The organism is Gluconobacter sp. ESL1110 (assembly GCF_058107395.1).
The window spans coordinates 16545-33128 of the sequence record NZ_JBYLUK010000006.1 but is presented as its reverse complement, the minus strand read 5'-3'; the positions used below and the strand labels follow the sequence as shown (position 1 = coordinate 33128).

Sequence of the window (16584 nt, the reverse complement as noted above, 5' to 3'; positions counted from 1 at the left end):
TAGTCTTCGCCCCTTGGAAATCGGACGAACATCAGCTTCGGACTAGCTGCAAGAGGCCGTCAATGCAAACATTCCGTCACCGTCATGCTACCTTCTGATCTCAAAACTCCGTCTGGAGTGACGGAGACGGCGCGCGTTCTGCTCGTGGAGCCGGATGACACCCATGCCCAGCGGATCTGGCGTGTTCTGCTGAAAGAAGGTTTTGCCGTCACCTGTCTGGGGAGTGGCGAGGCCGCGCTGGGCATGGTCGAAGACCTGATGCCCGACCTTGTGGTCGTCTGCTCAGAATTGCCGGGCATGACGGGCGGCCAGCTTGCGCGGCGTCTGCGGCTGGATGCGTTGACCCGGACCATTCCCATCCTGATGCTAACGGAAGACGCGTCTCCGGGCGTGGAGCGTGAAGGACTGGAGAGCGGGGCCGATGCCTATATTTCCAAATCCGCGCATCCGGATCTCCTGGTGCTGCGCATGCGAGCACTTTTGCGGGAGGGGCCGGAGCTTCTTCAGGTAGACGAGGCTTCCCGCCTGCGACGGGCCAGAATCGTGATCGTCAATTCTCCCCGCGATGAGGAAGAAGACGAAGAGATTTCCGACGATGCGCCTGAGACGACGCTGGGCGAACTGCTCTGGCGCGATGGTCATACGGTTACGTCCATCGAGCGGTCTGATGATCTGATTGAAGGTGGCTGGTTGCGGGGCGCGGATGGGCCTGACTGTCTGGTCCTGGAACTGGGAAGCGGCGAAGAGGATCTGAAGTTCTGCTGGCTGCTCGATGCCCGCCGGCAGGCCGTGCTTGAGGCGGGTGGTATTCCCTTCCGGACGTTGGGCATTGTCGAGGCGTCGCGATTCAGACGGCAGTCTTCCGGCGAGTTCTTCGAAGCAGGCATTGATGATCTGGTGCCTAGCGATATTGCCATCGAAGCCCTGGCGATGCGGATCAGGACGCTGGCCCAGCGGCGTATGGCGCAGGATGAATTTCGCCAGCAGGAAATTGAACGTCAGCAGAATGCTCTGACGCTTGAGGCTGCAAGAGCCAAAGCTGAAATGGCCGAGGCACTGGCGCAGGCCAACATGGAACTGGCCCGGACGAATGAGCAGCTCATTCAGGCCCAGTCCAAACTTGTTCAGACAGCCAAGATGGCGTCTCTGGGTGAGCTAGTGGCAGGCATCGCGCATGAGATCAACAATCCTCTGGCGTTTACGATCGCTCATGCGGATACAGTTGAGCGGACCCTGAAACGCCTTCAGACGATGGGTGGCCCTGAAGAGGGGGCTCCTCTCATGCAGAAGGGAATTTCGCGCCTGGAGTCCATGAAGCTTGGGCTTCAGCGTATCCAGAACCTTGTTTTGAGTTTGAGGCGCTTTTCGAGGCTGGATGAGAGTTCATTTCAGACAGTCAACGTTCCCGAAGCTCTGGAAACGGCTTTGGCCCTGTTGGGACATAAGCTGGGACCAGATATTATTATTGAGAAAGACCTTCAGGCACCGGCGCATCTGGTCTGTCAGCCTGCATTTTTGAATCAGGTCGTCATGAACATCATCTCCAATGCTGCCGATGCTCTGGCAGACATGTCTCCGGAGGGCGGTCCGGTGGAGGGGCGGATTGTCATTACGTCACGGCTGGAGAATGGTCGGTATGACATGACGATCAGCGATGACGGGCCGGGTCTGCCGTTTGAATTGAGAAACCGTGTCTTCGATCCGTTTTTTACAACGAAGCCTGTTGGCACCGGAACTGGATTGGGGCTGGCAATTGCCTATAGCGTCATGGAAGCCCACGACGGAACCATCGAAATCACGGATGCCAATCTGCCGGATGGCCGAGGCGTGGGAGCTTGCTTTCGGCTCAGCCTGCCCGTGACAATGACAGAAGAGGGGCCGGTTGCGACTGGTCGTCCCGTATGAGTGTATGGAGTGCCAAGGGGCCAAATCGTCCCCGGATTCTTCTGGTGGATGATGAGGAGGAAATCCTTGTTGCCCTTGAGGATCTGCTGGAAGACCAGTACGAGATCCTCGCCACGACGGACCCGCTCAAGGCGCTGGATCTTCTGCGCGCGCATCCGGATGTCACAACGATTATTTCCGATCAGCGGATGCCGGGCCTGACGGGCGATCAGCTTCTGATGAAAGCGCGCGCGTTTTCCGATGCGCGCAGTATTCTTCTCACGGGGTATGCGGATCTGGATGCCGTGGTCTCGGCGCTGAATCTGGGGCAGGTGCAGGCCTATGTGCACAAGCCCTGGGATTCGGATGCACTGAGGTCTCTGGTTGGGGAAGTTACGCAGCATTGCGTGGCCCAGCGTGCCTTGCAGACGGAACAGGCGCTGTTGCGCGGGTTGATGGATACGCTGCCCATCGGACTGGTTTTTTCGGATGCGCAGGGGCGATGCATCCGGAGTAATATTCTGGATGAAACGGTTCAGAATGGTGGCGATGAACTCCTGCATTTTCCTGAAACGCTGCGCGAAGACGTCCGGCAGATGCGGGAAGACGTTCGGCAGAGCGGTCAGGAAGAGCGGTTGATCGCGGAAAGCGTTCTTGACGAAGAGAGTGGCACGACGCAACGCTGGCACGAGCTGACGCGCCTTGCTCTGGCGTGGCCGGAGAATGTCCCTTTGTCGGAGCGTTGGCAGGTCAGCATGGACCGGGATGTCACCCGCCGGGTCATGATGGAAAGCCGGTTACGTCAGGCGGACAAACTCCAGTCTCTAGGAACGCTGGCGGGGGGTATCGCGCATGATTTCAACAATCTTCTGGCAGCGATTTCTGGATCTCTAGAGTTGCTGGAAGATATGGTTGATCTGGATGAGACATCCGGTGCACTTGTCAAAAATGCTATGGAATCTGCGCAGCGGGGCGCGGTTCTGACGCGGCGGCTTCTTCAGTTCGGGCGCCCGCGAGAGGCAAGGCTGGCTCCGGTATGGTTGCAGGACCTTTTGCCGGGGCTTGAGGCTTTGCTGGTGCAGAGTCTCAAGCGCAGAACAGGTGGGGGAGATGCCGCATGTGTTCTGTCTCTTGGCGAACTGGCTGCGGATTTTCCTGCGGTCTGGTCGGATCAGGATCAGCTTGAAATGGCGCTTCTCAATCTGTGCGTAAATGCGCGTGATGCGATGAGCCAGGGAGGAACCGTACGGGTTTCGGCCCGTCTGGTCGGGCAGAAATTCGATACTTTGCCACCGGAATGTTGTCTTGAGCAGGCGGTAGCGATTGATGTGATCGATGAAGGCGAGGGAATGTCTCCAGAGGTGATGAAGCGGATTTTCGATCCGTTTTTCACCACGAAGGATGTGGGGCGTGGAACCGGCCTTGGTCTGTCCAGTGTCTATGGTTTTCTGAGCCGGAGTTATGGCGAGATTGTTGTAGACAGCACGCCCGGGATCGGGACGTGCATGACACTGATTTTACCCGTGGTTCGAGTGGAAGTCATTGCCGGGCAACAGGAAAAAGACCAGGCGACTGTTTCTTTGCGTGTGCTTGTGATTGATGATGAAGCGCCTGTCCGGATGGTGACAGCCGGGTTCCTTCGTCATGACGGGCATAACGTGACCGCTGTCTCGTGTCTTGCAGAGGCGCTGATGGTTGTGGACGAAAGTGAACCGTTCGATCTCGCGGTGATTGACATGCGGATGCCGGATCATGACGGCCCCGCCTGTGCAGCGGCCCTCACAGAAAGGCTTCCGGATCTGAAGGTTCTGTTCATTAGTGGACATACGGACATTGTGCCCATGCAGGGCTCAGAAGAGCCTCTTGCCAAACCGTTCACGCATAAAGGGTTGCAGTCCGCGATCCAGCGTCTGATGCAGCCGTCTTCAGCATAAACCGGCGTCATGATCTGAAATCGAGCGCCCTCTTGTCAGTGAAAAAGGCAGCCCCATCTTTTCAGGTGATGTCTTACCAAACTACTCCCCACGATCCGGTCGGCTGGCATGGCACGACCATTCTCTGTGTCCGCCGCGATGGGCAGGTTGCCATGGCGGGGGACGGGCAGGTCTCTCTCGGAGCGACTGTCATCAAAGGCAATGCGCGCAAGGTTCGGCGTATTGGTCCGCATGGCAAAATCCTTGCTGGCTTTGCTGGGGCGACCGCTGATGCCTTTACATTGCTGGAAAGGCTTGAGGCAAAACTTGAGCGCTATCCGGGGCAACTCGAGCGGGCCTGCGTCGAACTGGCAAAGGACTGGCGCACAGATCGCTATCTGCGCCGACTGGAAGCCATGATGGCCGTTGCCGATGCGGAGCGCTCCTTCACGCTGACAGGAAATGGCGATGTGCTGGAACCGGAAGATGGCATCGTCGCCATTGGTTCGGGCGGGAACTACGCCCTGTCGGCTGCGCGAGCGTTGATGACGGTTGAAGGTCTGAGCGCGGAAGAGATTGCGCGCCGGGCCATGAAGATTGCTGGCGATATCTGCGTTTACACGAACTATTCCGTGACTTTGGAAACACTTGGCGGGGAGGCTTCCTGATATGGCCGTACCAAATTTTGCTCCCCGCGAAATCGTCTCCGAACTTGATCGCTTTATTGTTGGTCAGTCCGATGCCAAGCGCGCTGTCGCGATTGCCATGCGTAACCGTTGGCGTCGGTCCCAGCTTCCGGACGGCCTGAGGGACGAGGTTGTTCCCAAGAACATTCTGATGATCGGCCCGACAGGGTGCGGCAAGACGGAAATTGCCCGTCGTCTGGCAAAGCTGGCACAGTCACCGTTCCTTAAAGTCGAAGCCACGAAGTTCACGGAAGTGGGCTATGTGGGCCGTGATGTGGACAGCATCATCCGTGATCTTGTTGAAGTCTCGCTGACCATGCTGCGTGAAAGCCGCCGCAAGGATGTGCAGGAAAAAGCCCGGGCAGCGGCTGAAAACCGTCTGGTTGATGCGCTTGTCGGGGAAGGGGCTACGGCCGATACAAAGGTCAAGTTTCGCCAGATGCTTCGGGACGGAACGCTGGAAGATAAGGAAATCGAGATCGAGATTGCCCCTGATCCACAGACCGGAGGTGGTAAGGAAGGCGGCGATATGCCCGGTTTACAGTCAGGACAGATCATCAGCTTCAATGATATGATGAAAGGCTTTGTGAATCGGATGCCTTCACGCAAAAAGCTGAAGGTGTCTGTGGCGCGGGAACAGCTTATTCGGGAAGAGGCCGACAAGCTTCTGGATGATGATGCCCTCAAGCGCGAGGCTGTGGAGCATACCCAGAACCATGGAATTGTCTTTCTGGATGAGATCGACAAAGTCTGTGCGACGTCTGAGCATGGAACGCGGAGCGGGGATGTCTCTCGCGAAGGCGTGCAACGCGATCTGTTGCCTTTGATCGAGGGGACGACGGTTAGCACGAAATATGGTTCTGTGAAGACGGATCATATTCTCTTCATCGCTTCCGGGGCCTTCCATGTCGCTAAACCGTCGGATCTGCTGCCTGAGTTGCAGGGGCGTCTCCCCATTCGTGTGGAACTGTCAGGACTGAACCGGGACGATCTGAAACGTATTCTGATGGAGCCGGAACACTCGCTTCTCAAGCAGTATGTCAGTCTGCTGGGAACGGAAGGTGTCACGCTTGAATTCGCGGATGATGCGGTAGACGCGCTGGCGGAACTGGCTGCCGATATCAATGAGCGTGTTGAAAATATTGGCGCCCGCCGTCTGGCAACCGTTCTTGAAAAGCTGCTTGAGGACGTGTCTTTTGCGGCTTCCGAGCGCAAAGGCGAGACCGTGAGGGTGACGGCAGAGGATGTTCGTGACAGGGTGGCGCCACTTGCCCGCAAGGGTGATTTGAGCCGCTTCATTCTGTAACGGAGACTGATTTGTGAGTGATGCCTTTCTTGCGCCGCAAGAGGAAACTGCTGCCGCTGCCATTGAGGAAATCGAAGCCGAGCTGGCTATGTTCGACGACTGGATGGAGCGGTATCAATACATCATCGAGATGGGGCGCAAGCTGCCTGTTTTTCCGACGGAATGGCAGGATGATGCCCATCGTGTTCCGGGATGCCAGAGCCAGGTCTGGCTTGAAGCGGAAGACCGTGAAGGCAGGCTGGTTTTCGCCGGGGCTTCGGATGCTGCGATTGTACAGGGCCTCGTAGCATTGCTGCTACGTGTCTATTCGGGGCGTCCCCGTGAGGAAATTCTTCAGACGAGCCCTGTTTTTCTGCACGATATGGGGCTGGTCAAGGCACTGTCTACCAATCGTGGAAATGGGGTCGAAGCCATGGCACAGGCTATTCTCAAGCGCGCTGCGGCCTGATTTCTCCGTTGGATTATGCAAAAGCCCCTGCCAACATTTGCTGGCAGGGGCTTTTTTTATGCTCAGTTGGATGGCTGTGCCGCCTGAGGGGCAGGAGCATCACACTTGGTGAACTTGCCCTTGGCGTCGCGACAGGGCTTTGGCTTCTTTGGAGCCTCGCATTTGGTGAATTTGCCTTTGGCATCGCGGCAGGGCTGGGACTTGGCGTGTGCAAGCTGGCCGCCAAAAGCAATGGTGGCGCAAGCAAGAAGAGCGACTTTACGAAAGGTCATGTTTAGCCTCTGTACAGTTTTGCCCTGAAACGACAGGGTTTTGATGCAGGGAATGGACTGGACTGCCCTCTGGACGCAAGGTTTCACTGAAATCCGTCGTTCTTATTTTTTGCGTCTGACGACCAGTCTATGGTGCCATGATAAGGTGCCGAAACGGGTTGTCCGTCTTTTATGGCTGGAAGGTATCGAGCCAACGTGAAATAGGCGAGTGTTGCCTGTCTCAAAATTTCTGGTCCCGGACTGGCGGCACAGTCATGTGCAATGCCCGCCATATCAACCTGGCACGTTACAGTAAATCTTCCTGAAATATCTTTGTCATTGGCAAAATCTGGATAGTACGGAAATGCAGTGTGCGCGTGATCCAGGGCAGGGGTAGTCGCTGTTTTTCCAGTTCGAAAGGGAATGGTGTCTTCCCAGTGACTTTCTATGGGCTGGCCGTCTTTATAAGCGGGTAAAAATTTGGATGAATAAGCATAAGCTTCCGCGGCCAGCGCGAAATCTGGTGCGGTAGCGGATGTCTGGCAGCTTCGAGGCTGACCTTTTTCCGTAATGATGCAGAGAATGTGGGCCGAGCCCCCATGTCGTGCTTCAAGTTCGGCTGGTGGATACACTAGGTGCCCGCGATGATTGGGATCCAGAACCGCTATTACGGGTGCGGTATCGTCGCTATGCGCGGGAAAAGGGACAATTGCCAAGAAGGCCGAGATGGTGAGAGCTATTCCGTACCGAAAAACAAGCACTGTACCCTCACTGTAGGAATGTATTTCATAATGTAACGGAAGTTTAGAAAGTTTTTGTTGGGATTTGAAGATAAAAAAGGGGCACCCGAAGGTACCCCTTTTCTGAAAATCAATGCTTTACCGAGTGATCACTTCTGATCAGCAAGGCTGTAAGCAATCAGATCATCACCCATGACTGTCGGGAAGGAGTTATGACCACCGGCGTAGGTGACCACGTACTGCTTGCCATTGACGGCATAGGTCATCGGCGTGGCCTGTGCTCCGGCCGGCAGACGGTCCTGCCACAGGGTCTTGCCTGTCGTCAGATCGTAAGCGCGGATGTAGTAGTCCATCGTGCCCGTCAGGAAGCCGACGTTACCAGCCGTGGAGAGCGGGCCGCCAAGGCTCGGAACACCGATCTTGATCGGAGGCAGCGGGATGGGCAGGGAGCTGCCGTGCATGGAGTCACGGAGCGTACCGTTACGATGCTGCCAGACCACCTTGTTGGTGCGCAGATCGATGCCGGCCACATAACCCCAAGGCGGCGTGCGGCAAGGCATCTTGATGCCGAGCGGCAGCAGGACCGGGTCCATGAACGGATGCAGGTCAACAGCATACGGGATGCCGTAGTTGTGCTGCAGGCCAGTTTCGCCACCTGTTCCCTTTGCGTCGCCTTCCGGCCAGAGCGGGTTGCCCGGACCACGGGGAACCAGACGGGAGACGAACGGCAGGGAGATCGGGTTGGCGAAGGCCACCTGACGCTGTGGATCAACCGACAGGCCACCCCATTCGAACATGCCCAGATCGCCCGGGAAGACCAGCGTGCCCTTGAGGGACGGCGGCGTGAACGGACCTTCGTAGCGCAGGGAATGAAAGTAGATGCTGCAGAACATCTGGTCGAAGATTGTGCCACCCCAGATATCAGCATCGGAGAGTGGGTTCTTCGGACGGAGGGTTAGCTGCGACATCGGCTGCGTCGGGCTGGTGTGATCGCCCGGAGCTGCACCACCTGGAACTGGTGTTTCAGGAGCAGCAACAACTTCCTTGCCTGTGCGACGGTCGAGAACGAAGATATCGCCTGTCTTGGTCGGGATGTAGATCGTCGGAAGGATGGAACCGTCCTTCTGGGTGACGTCTACGAGGCTCGGCTGAGACGGAGCATCCATATCCCACAGATCATGGTGAACGGTCTGGTAGTACCAAGCCAGCTTACCCGTGTCTGCGTTCAGCGCGATGACGCCTGGAGCATAACGCTCGGATTCCTTGGTGCGGTAACCGCCCCACTGATCCGGCGTGCCAACACCCATCGGGATGTAAACGAGGTTCAGGGCTTTGTCGTAGGACGACACGATCCAGGAGTTCGGGGAGTTAGGATGGAAGACCGGGTGGTCTGCATCCGGCATCTGGTTCGGGTCCGGGTTGGACGCATCGAAGACCCAGACGCGCTTGCCGGTGTAAACGTCAAATGCCTGCGTTGCGCCCGATGCCTGCTTGATGGAGCCGTTATCGGTGATGGCGCTGTTGGCAATAATCAGCTTGTCGGTAATGACCGGCGGAGACGTCGGCTCATACATGCCTGGCGTGACGTAAGGCTGGTTCGGCTCGCGCAGATCCAGTTCGCCGTCATTGCCAAACCCGGAACACTTCTGCCCGGTTTCTGCGTCGACTTCGACAAGGCGGCCGTCGTTGACCGGCAGAATGATACGCTTGGCGCAATCCGTCGGAGCAGGGTTGCCATCGCTGTCCGTTGCATCAGCAGGCGTCTGATGGAAGCTCACACCACGGCAGGTCAGATGCTGGAAGCCTGGATTGACCTGAAGATGCGGATCGAACGTCCACTTGACGTGGCCTGTTGCGGCATCAACGGCCCACAGTTTCTGATGCAGCGAGCACAGATACAGCGTGTTGTCGAATTCGATCGGGGTGACTTCGTTGGTGGCTTCGCCCGGATCATTCGGTCCCATCAGATCCTTGGTGTGGATGTGCCATGCCACCTTGAGATTCTGAACATTGGTCGAATTGATCTGCTTCAGCGGAGACCAGCGATCGCCAGCCTGCGTACGGCCATAGGCGTGCCATTCGCTGTCCGGTACGTTGTCCGGGTCAGCCGGGGCTGCATTGGTCAGCTGCGTTGGCAGATTGCCGCTGATGTCACGTGGGTCCGTGAACAGACCGGCGATGAGCACCAGAATCGCCAGACCAACGGAACCAGCGAGTGGCAGCGTCGTCGCTCGGGTGCCGCCGATCTGGCGGGACACGAACGGGATCAGCAGCCAGATACCGAGAATGATCACAATATCGGAGCGGGGGACGAGGCTCCACAGGTCGAGGCCGACCACAGAGAGTTCCCACACAACCGTTGCAAACACGACGGCAGCAAAGAGCCACAGGGCAGCCGGATTACGGCGCCATGCAAGGACAGCCGTTGCGAGAAGCGCAAGGCCGAGAATGAGGTAATATAGTGGGCCGCCGAGGGATGCGGCCCAGGCGCCGCCCACGGTCAGGATCGCGCCGCAAAGCGCGAAGACCGCGGCCGTAATCAGGGCCCAAAGCCCTGGCCGGGAAGATGTGCTCATGATGTTCCTAGAGCTGTTATTTGGTGCAGCACTTGACCTTCGGACAAACACATAGAAGCGCATTAAGAATCAAGATGTCAGAAGGTTCATCTTGCTCACGTCACTGTGAGTGAGATCACAGTGACGTGACTTGAAGAAAGGCTCGTCTTTTGCTTGCGCGTTAAAGAAAATAAAGTCCTTGGTAGAATCATCCAGATGGGATAAGGCAGCCGCTCCGTGTACGCGTCCGGGCCTCAAGTGGCATGCCCGGCCGTGCAGAGTCCCGCTTTTGTGGGACCAATCGTTTACGGCGAGGGAGACCGAAATGCCCAAGATGAAGACCAAGTCGTCGGTCAAGAAGCGGTTCAAGATCACCGCGACCGGCAAGGTAACATGCGGCCCAGGCAACAAGCGCCACGGCCTTATCAACCGTCCGCAGAAGATGAAGCGCACCAACCGTGGTCCTCAGACCATGACGGATATGGACGCTAAGACCATCAAGCAGTGGGCGCCCTACGGGCTCTAAGGAGATAAGGTAACATGGCACGTGTTAAGCGGGGCGTAACGACGCACGCCCGTCACAAGAAAGTTCTCGACCTCGCCAAGGGTTACCGCGGCCGTTCGTCTACGAACTACCGTATTGCTCTGGAGCGCGTTGAGAAGGCGCTGCGCTATGCGTATCGCGATCGTCGCAACAAGAAGCGTGATTTTCGCGCCCTGTGGATTCAGCGTATCAACGCTGCCGTTCGTGAGCACGGTCTGACGTACAGCAAGTTCATCAATGGCCTGGACAAGGCTGGCATCGAGATCGACCGTAAGGTCCTTGCTGCCATTGCTTTCGACGACGCAGCTGCATTCGCAGAAATCGTCAAGAAGGCACAGGCCGCTCTCGCAGCCTGAGCTTTTCAGACCTGATCCCCACGTGTGGGGGCTGGTGACTGGCGGGCCGTCCTGTTATCAGGGCGGCCCGTTTTGTATTTGTACTGTAAGCGATGGGCGGTATGGCTGACGATCTCGACACGCTGAAGAATGACACTCTTGCTGCGCTGGGCGCTGCTCAGGATCGCGCGCAATGGGATGCCATTCGCGTTGGAACACTGGGGAAGTCTGGTGCCCTGACCGGGCTGCTCAAACAGCTTGGAAAACTTGATCCCGAAGAGCGCAAGCTGCGCGGACAGGCTTTGAACCGCCTGCGGGACGACCTGACCAAAGCGATTGAGGAGCGTGGTCGTGAGATCGAGGAACAGGCTCTTGAAGCGCGCCTGAAGTCCGAACGGGTGGATGTGACGATGCCTGCGCCGTCGGTTGCGACGGGCGCTATTCATCCGATCAGCCGTACCATTGAAGAAATGACGGCCATTTTTGGAGCGATGGGCTTTTCGGTTGCTGAAGGACCGGATGTCGAGAGCCAGTGGCACAATTTCTCTGCGCTTAACACGCCAGACCATCATCCAGCCCGTACCGAGCACGACACGTTCTACCTGCCGCCGAAGTCAGGAACCAATGAGCCGCGTGTTCTGAGAACGCAGACCTCCGGCGTTCAGATCCGGACGATGCTGGGTCAGAAGCCGCCCATCCGCATTATCGCTCCTGGCCGTACCTATCGTGCAGATCATGATGCCACCCATTCGCCAATGTTCCATCAGTGCGAAGGGCTGGTCATCGATCGCAATATTACGCTCGGGCACCTGAAAGGCTGCCTGATCGAGTTCCTGCGTGTCTATTTCGACAAGCCCAATCTGCCGGTGCGGTTCCGCGCGTCTTACTTTCCCTTCACTGAGCCGTCCATGGAAGTGGATATCGGCTGGTCCAAGGCGACCGGCGAAATCGGTGGCGGTTCTGACTGGTTGGAAGTTCTCGGGTCCGGCATGGTCCATCCACGCGTGCTGGCCAACTGTGGCCTTGATCCAGCCGAGTGGCAGGGTTTTGCATTTGGCATGGGCGTTGAGCGTCTGGCCATGCTCAAGAATGGTATCCCGGATCTACGCTCTTTCTATGAGAGCGATCTGCGCTGGCTGCGTCACTACGGATTTTCGGCTTTCTCCCCCGCCACGCTGACGGAGGGCGTGTGACATGAAGTTCTCTCTTTCATGGCTGCGTGAACACCTTGATTTTACGGCTTCTTGTGAAGAGATCTGTGCGCGTCTGAACGGCATTGGTCTTGAAGTCGAAGGTGTGGAAAATCCAGCCGAGAAGCTCGCTGGCTTTCGGACCGCTAAAATTCTGGAAGCGCATCGTCATCCGGATGCGGACCGTCTCCAGCTTTGCCGCGTGGCTGCTGGTGCGGGTTATGAAGACCTTCAGGTCGTTTGCGGTGCACCGAATGCACGCGCTGGCTTGCATGTGATTTTTGCACCTCCAGGCACTTATGTCCCGGGGCTCGATATCACCATCAAGAAGGGCAAGATCCGTGGTGAGGAAAGCGGCGGCATGCTGTGCTCCCTGCGCGAACTGGGTCTCGGTGAGGAAAGCAATGGCATTGCCGAGTTGCCGGAAACAGCCCCGATCGGTGAGGCATATGCAACGTATGCCGAGCTTGATGACCCGGTCATTGAAATTGCGATTACGCCAAACCGTGGCGATGCTCTGAGCATTCGCGGCATTGCGCGTGATCTTGCTGCGGCAGGGATTGGCCACCTTAAGCCGTGGTTAACGGAAGCCGTTGAAGGGGATTTCGAGTCTCCGATTACGTGGAAGACGGAAAATCCGGGCTGTCCCTATATCGTGGGGCGCATCATTCGAGGCGTGAAGAATGGTCCCAGCCCAGAGTGGCTTCAGCGCCGACTGAAGGCTGTTGGTCTCAAGCCGATTTCCAGGCTGGTTGACGTCACGAATTACTTTACATTCGACCTCGGCCGTCCGCTGCATGTTTTTGATGTTGCAAAACTTTCTGGCACTACTCTGACCGTTACCCATGCCGCACGCGAGACGTTTACGGCACTGGACGGCAACGAATACGTCCTTGGTACGGATGATATGGTCATCGTCGATGATGCCGGGGTGCAGTCTCTTGCAGGCATTATGGGTGGTCAGCAGAGCGGAGTGGATGAGAGCACAACAGATGTGTTTGTTGAGTCCGCTCTGTTCGATGCCGTTCGTATCGCCCTGACAGGTCGACGTCTGGCCATTCATACCGATGCACGTCAGCGTTTCGAGCGTGGTATTGATCCAGCGTTGGTGCGGAGTGGTCTTGAAGCCGCCACCATCATGATCCGGGATCTTTGCGGAGGTGAGCCAAGCGAGATCACGGAAGCTGGCGCGGTGCCAAACTGGAAGCGTACGGCGACTCTCCGTTTCGAGCGTTTGGCAACACTGGGTGGCGTACAGATTCCGGCTGATGACGCTGTTCGCTCCCTGGAGCATCTCGGCTTCGAAGTTGTCGAGCGTGACGATGAGCGCGCAACATTCGCAGTTCCGTCCTGGAGGAATGACGTCGCGTCCGGACAGGTGCTGGCCCAGGCCGCAACACTGGACGAAGACGTTGCCGCCAAGGCGGCAGCCAGCGTGTCGCGCATGGAAGCGGAATGCGACCTTGTGGAAGAAGTGCTGCGCCTTTACGGGCTGGATGCTGTCCCTCCTGTCCCGCTTCCACAGACGGCAATGATTTCTGCTCCTGCCGTAACGCCTCTACAGGCGCGGACTGCACTCCTGCGCCGGATCTGTGCAGCGCGCGGCATGATGGAAACAGTTGGCTTCTCATTTGTCGCCAATGAAGATGCGGTCCTTTTCGGGGATGTGCCTGAGACGCAGCGTCTGTTGAACCCGATTGCAACTGATCTGGATCAGTTGCGTCCAACGCCACTCGTCAATCTGGCGCGCGCTTTGGGGCGTAATCTGGCTCGCGGGCTGGGCCTCTCGGGCGAAGGATCGCTCTTCGAAATCGGGCCGTGCTTTGACTTTGAAGGGCAGCATCTGCGTCTTGCAGGTCTGCGTGGTGGTTTGACGGCCCGTGAACCGGGTCGTGTAGCACAGGAAGCGACGCTTTGGGATGCCAAGGCAGATCTGACGGCAGCTCTGAGCGCGCTTGGTGTGCCGGAAGCCTCGCTGTCCGTAACGGCAGACGCCCCCGGCTTCTACCATCCGGGTCGTTCTGGTCAGGTGCGTCAGGGGCCGAAGCTCGTTCTCGGAACTTTCGGTGAGCTTCATCCTCGCGTGGCGCGTGCGCTCGGACTGAGTGGAACGGTTGTAGCGTTTGAACTGTATCTGGATCGTATTCCGCAGCCGAAGGCCAAGAAGAAGTCCGCGCCTGTTCTGTCAGCACTTCAGCCAGTTCGTCGTGACTTCGCATTCCTTGTCGGACCGGATGTCGAGGCACAGGGTGTTTTGAAGGCTGTTCGCATGGCGGATCGGAACCTTATTCAGGATGTGCGTCTCTTTGACGTTTTCGAAGGTGGGAGCCTGCCGGAAGGGTATCGTTCGCTCGGTGTGGAGGTTGTTCTTCAGCCGCAGACCGAGAGTCTGACCGAGGCTGGCCTTGAAGCGCTTTCCAAATCGGTAGAAGGTGCAGTTCTCAAGGCAACAGGGGCCACGCTGCGTCGATGAATTCTCTTGCAGACTCCGGATCAGGCGATCAGTCGATGAACAGGTCTTTCAAGTCGGGGGCGCCTGTTCCCCAGCATGGGCGTGTGATCTGGATTTTGGCAGGAGAAGCCAGCGGAGACGTGATTGGTGCCCGTCTCATGCTGGCACTGCATGCGCAGGACCCGACTCTGGTGTTTGCCGGAGTTGGCGGTGGTCGGATGGAGGCTCTGGGGCTGCATAGTCTGTTTCCCATGAGTGATCTCGCCGTCATGGGTTTGGTTGAAGTTCTGCCGAAGGTGAAGCATCTCAGGCAGCGTCTTCTTGAGGCTGTGCAGGATATTGAACTGCGCAAACCTGACCTCGTAGTAACGATCGACAGTCCGGGCTTTACTCTCCGGCTGCTTCAGAAAATCGAAAATTCAGGGATCAAGCGTGTTCATTACGTTGCCCCTCAAGTCTGGGCCTGGCGTGAAAAGCGCGTAAAGGAGTTTCCGGGTCTTTGGGACAGGCTTCTGTGCCTTCTCCCGTTTGAGCCGGAATGGTTTGCACAGCGTGGGCTGGAAGCGCGTTTTGTCGGGCACCCGGTTCTCCAGTCCGGTGTAAGACAGGGAAACGCTGCCCGTTTCCGGTGTCGGCATAATATTCCGGACAATGCGCCTGTTCTGATCCTGATGCCGGGAAGCCGTCGCTCTGAGGTTCCGAAACTGCTGCCCGTTTTCCGCAAAATGCTGGATATTCTTCGCAAGACGCATCCAGATATCTGCCCGGTTATTCCAGTTGCACCTGTCATTGCACCAACGGTGCGAAACCTGATCCGGAAATGGCCAGTGCAGCCCCATATCGTGACGGACATTCATGACAAGCATGATGCGTTCGCGGCGGCTCAGGGCGCGCTGACGAAATCTGGGACGTCCACCCTTGAACTGGCTATGGGGAACGTTCCCATGGTGGTCACATACCGCGTCAATCCCGTGACAGCGATGATGGCACGTCGGATGATCAAGGTGCCGTATGTCGCCATGGTCAATCTGCTGGCTGGCCGGGAAGTGGTCCCTGAAATGCTTCAGGAAAACTGCACGCCTGAGAAGCTGGCCGCGACGATTGGCAAGCTTCTGGATGATCCTGCGGCGGCTGACAAACAGCGTATGGCATTTGCGGAAGTGCTTGAAAAACTCTCGCCGCCCGTTGGAACCCCGGCGGATGCAGCGGCGTCCGAAATCATGGATCTACTGGATGAGCCGGTTTCCCGCTCACCCAGACAGGCCAAAGTTTTTAGCGAATAAAGCCGACCAGACGCTCGGCTTCCTGCACGATTGGCTCGGAAATCTCACGGGCACGATCGGCACCTGCACGCAGGACGGAGATGATATGATCTTCGTTCTGCATCAGGCGTGCAGTCTCGGTAGCCACGGGACCAATTTTCTCCACCAGCAGATCTGCCAGAGCACTCTTGAACGGTCCAAATCCTTGGCCACCGAAGCGTGCCAGAACGTCAGACATCGTTTCTCCTGACATTGCGGCGTAAATCGCCACCAGATTGCGTGCTTCTGCACGGTCGCCAAGGCCTTCAACTTCACTCGGCAGAACTTCGGAATCTGTCTTGGCACGGCGGATCTTCAGAGCAATTTCATCTGGCGTATCGGTCAGGACAATCCGGCTCTGCTCGGATGGGTCTGATTTGGACATTTTCTTCGTACCATCGCGCAGGCTCATGACGCGGGCTGCTGCTGGCGGAATGAATGCCTCGATTTGCGGGAAAAAATCCGTGCCCATGTCATGGTTGAACTTCTGGGCGATGTCATTGGCCAGTTCGATATGCTGCTTCTGGTCATCGCCAACGGGCACGCGGGTGGCATGGAACGCCAGAATGTCAGCGGCCATCAGGTTTGGATAAACATACAAACCAGCAGAATGGTTTTCCCGGTTCTTGCCTGCCTTGTCCTTGAACTGGGTCATACGGTTCAGCCAGCCAAGGCGGGAGACGCAGTTGAAAATCCAGCCGAGACGGGCATGGGCGCTAACGGCAGACTGGTTGTAGAGGCGCGTCGGCTCAATGCCTGTTGCCAGAAGGCACGCGGCGGAACCGAGGGTCTGCTTCCGGAGATCTTCCGGAGTCCAGGGCATCGTGAGGGAATGCATATCCACGAGGCAGAAAACGCAGTCATGGTCTGCCTGCATGGCGGCCCAGTTGCGGATGGCGCCCAGGTAGTTACCCAGATGAGGAATACCGGTCGGCTGAATGCCGGAAAATACACGCTGCATGATGAACTCAGTCTTCGG

General features: G+C 57.3%; 14 protein-coding genes. 10 read left to right on the top strand and 4 right to left on the bottom strand.

The window, feature by feature from the left end:
- The first annotated feature begins 84 nt into the window (after positions 1-84).
- From AC3B6F_RS02935 to AC3B6F_RS02915, 5 genes are all read left to right on the top strand, one after another.
- Entirely contained in the window at positions 85-1905 is a 1821-nt protein-coding gene (locus tag AC3B6F_RS02935) for an ATP-binding protein (protein ID WP_282858935.1), read from the top strand.
- Positions 1902-3818, top strand: a complete 1917-nt coding sequence (locus AC3B6F_RS02930) for an ATP-binding response regulator (protein ID WP_489823464.1) — start codon at positions 1902-1904, stop codon at positions 3816-3818. Before AC3B6F_RS02935 ends, AC3B6F_RS02930 begins: the two co-directional genes overlap by 4 nt.
- Positions 3819-3886: 68 nt before the next feature.
- Positions 3887-4465 carry an ATP-dependent protease subunit HslV gene (hslV, locus tag AC3B6F_RS02925; protein ID WP_016738073.1) on the top strand — a complete coding sequence of 193 codons (579 nt, stop codon included), beginning with the start codon at positions 3887-3889 and terminating at the stop codon, positions 4463-4465.
- Between the two features lies 1 nt (position 4466).
- Positions 4467-5789, top strand: a complete 1323-nt coding sequence (hslU, locus tag AC3B6F_RS02920; protein ID WP_489823335.1) for an ATP-dependent protease ATPase subunit HslU — start codon at positions 4467-4469, stop codon at positions 5787-5789.
- A 13-nt stretch (positions 5790-5802) separates the two neighbouring features.
- Positions 5803-6237 carry a SufE family protein gene (locus tag AC3B6F_RS02915; RefSeq protein ID WP_489823334.1) on the top strand — a complete coding sequence of 145 codons (435 nt, stop codon included), beginning with the start codon at positions 5803-5805 and terminating at the stop codon, positions 6235-6237.
- A 62-nt stretch (positions 6238-6299) separates the two neighbouring features.
- On the opposite strand, the gene AC3B6F_RS02910 is transcribed toward AC3B6F_RS02915, so the two are convergent.
- The 3 genes from AC3B6F_RS02910 to AC3B6F_RS02900 all read right to left on the bottom strand — a co-directional run bounded on the left by AC3B6F_RS02910 (position 6300) and on the right by AC3B6F_RS02900 (position 9804).
- Positions 6300-6509, bottom strand: coding sequence for a hypothetical protein (locus tag AC3B6F_RS02910; protein ID WP_034880455.1), 210 nt, complete (start codon positions 6507-6509; stop codon positions 6300-6302).
- An 83-nt stretch (positions 6510-6592) separates the two neighbouring features.
- On the bottom strand, positions 6593-7204 hold the full coding sequence (locus AC3B6F_RS02905) for an energy transducer TonB (RefSeq protein WP_234931019.1): 612 nt from the start codon (positions 7202-7204) through the stop codon (positions 6593-6595).
- Between the two features lie 173 nt (positions 7205-7377).
- Positions 7378-9804: a glucose/quinate/shikimate family membrane-bound PQQ-dependent dehydrogenase gene (locus AC3B6F_RS02900; RefSeq protein WP_489823333.1), complete on the bottom strand. Its 2427-nt coding sequence runs from the start codon at positions 9802-9804 to the stop codon at positions 7378-7380.
- Positions 9805-10108: 304 nt separating this feature from the next.
- Here AC3B6F_RS02900 and rpmI point away from each other — a divergent pair, with 304 nt between their 5' ends.
- The 5 genes from rpmI (at position 10109) to lpxB (ending at position 15587) form a co-directional block, all read left to right on the top strand.
- Positions 10109-10309: a 50S ribosomal protein L35 gene (rpmI, locus tag AC3B6F_RS02895; RefSeq protein WP_010501937.1), complete on the top strand. Its 201-nt coding sequence runs from the start codon at positions 10109-10111 to the stop codon at positions 10307-10309.
- Positions 10310-10323: 14 nt separating this feature from the next.
- The gene (gene rplT, locus AC3B6F_RS02890) at positions 10324-10683 is read left to right on the top strand and encodes a 50S ribosomal protein L20 (protein ID WP_007282845.1); all 360 of its coding nucleotides are present in this window, start codon (positions 10324-10326) and stop codon (positions 10681-10683) included.
- Between the two features lie 101 nt (positions 10684-10784).
- Positions 10785-11855 (top strand): phenylalanine--tRNA ligase subunit alpha, encoded by a 1071-nt coding sequence (pheS, locus tag AC3B6F_RS02885; protein ID WP_010501933.1) that lies wholly within the window; start codon positions 10785-10787, stop codon positions 11853-11855.
- Between the two features lies 1 nt (position 11856).
- The gene (gene pheT, locus AC3B6F_RS02880; RefSeq protein ID WP_489823332.1) at positions 11857-14325 is read left to right on the top strand and encodes a phenylalanine--tRNA ligase subunit beta; all 2469 of its coding nucleotides are present in this window, start codon (positions 11857-11859) and stop codon (positions 14323-14325) included.
- Positions 14322-15587 (top strand): lipid-A-disaccharide synthase, encoded by a 1266-nt coding sequence (gene lpxB, locus AC3B6F_RS02875; RefSeq protein WP_489823331.1) that lies wholly within the window; start codon positions 14322-14324, stop codon positions 15585-15587. The genes pheT and lpxB overlap by 4 nt, the downstream gene beginning before the upstream one ends.
- Here lpxB and trpS read toward each other — a convergent pair.
- On the bottom strand, positions 15577-16566 hold the full coding sequence (gene trpS, locus AC3B6F_RS02870; protein WP_010501927.1) for a tryptophan--tRNA ligase: 990 nt from the start codon (positions 16564-16566) through the stop codon (positions 15577-15579). The genes lpxB and trpS overlap by 11 nt on opposite strands.
- Positions 16567-16584 lie beyond the last annotated feature (18 nt).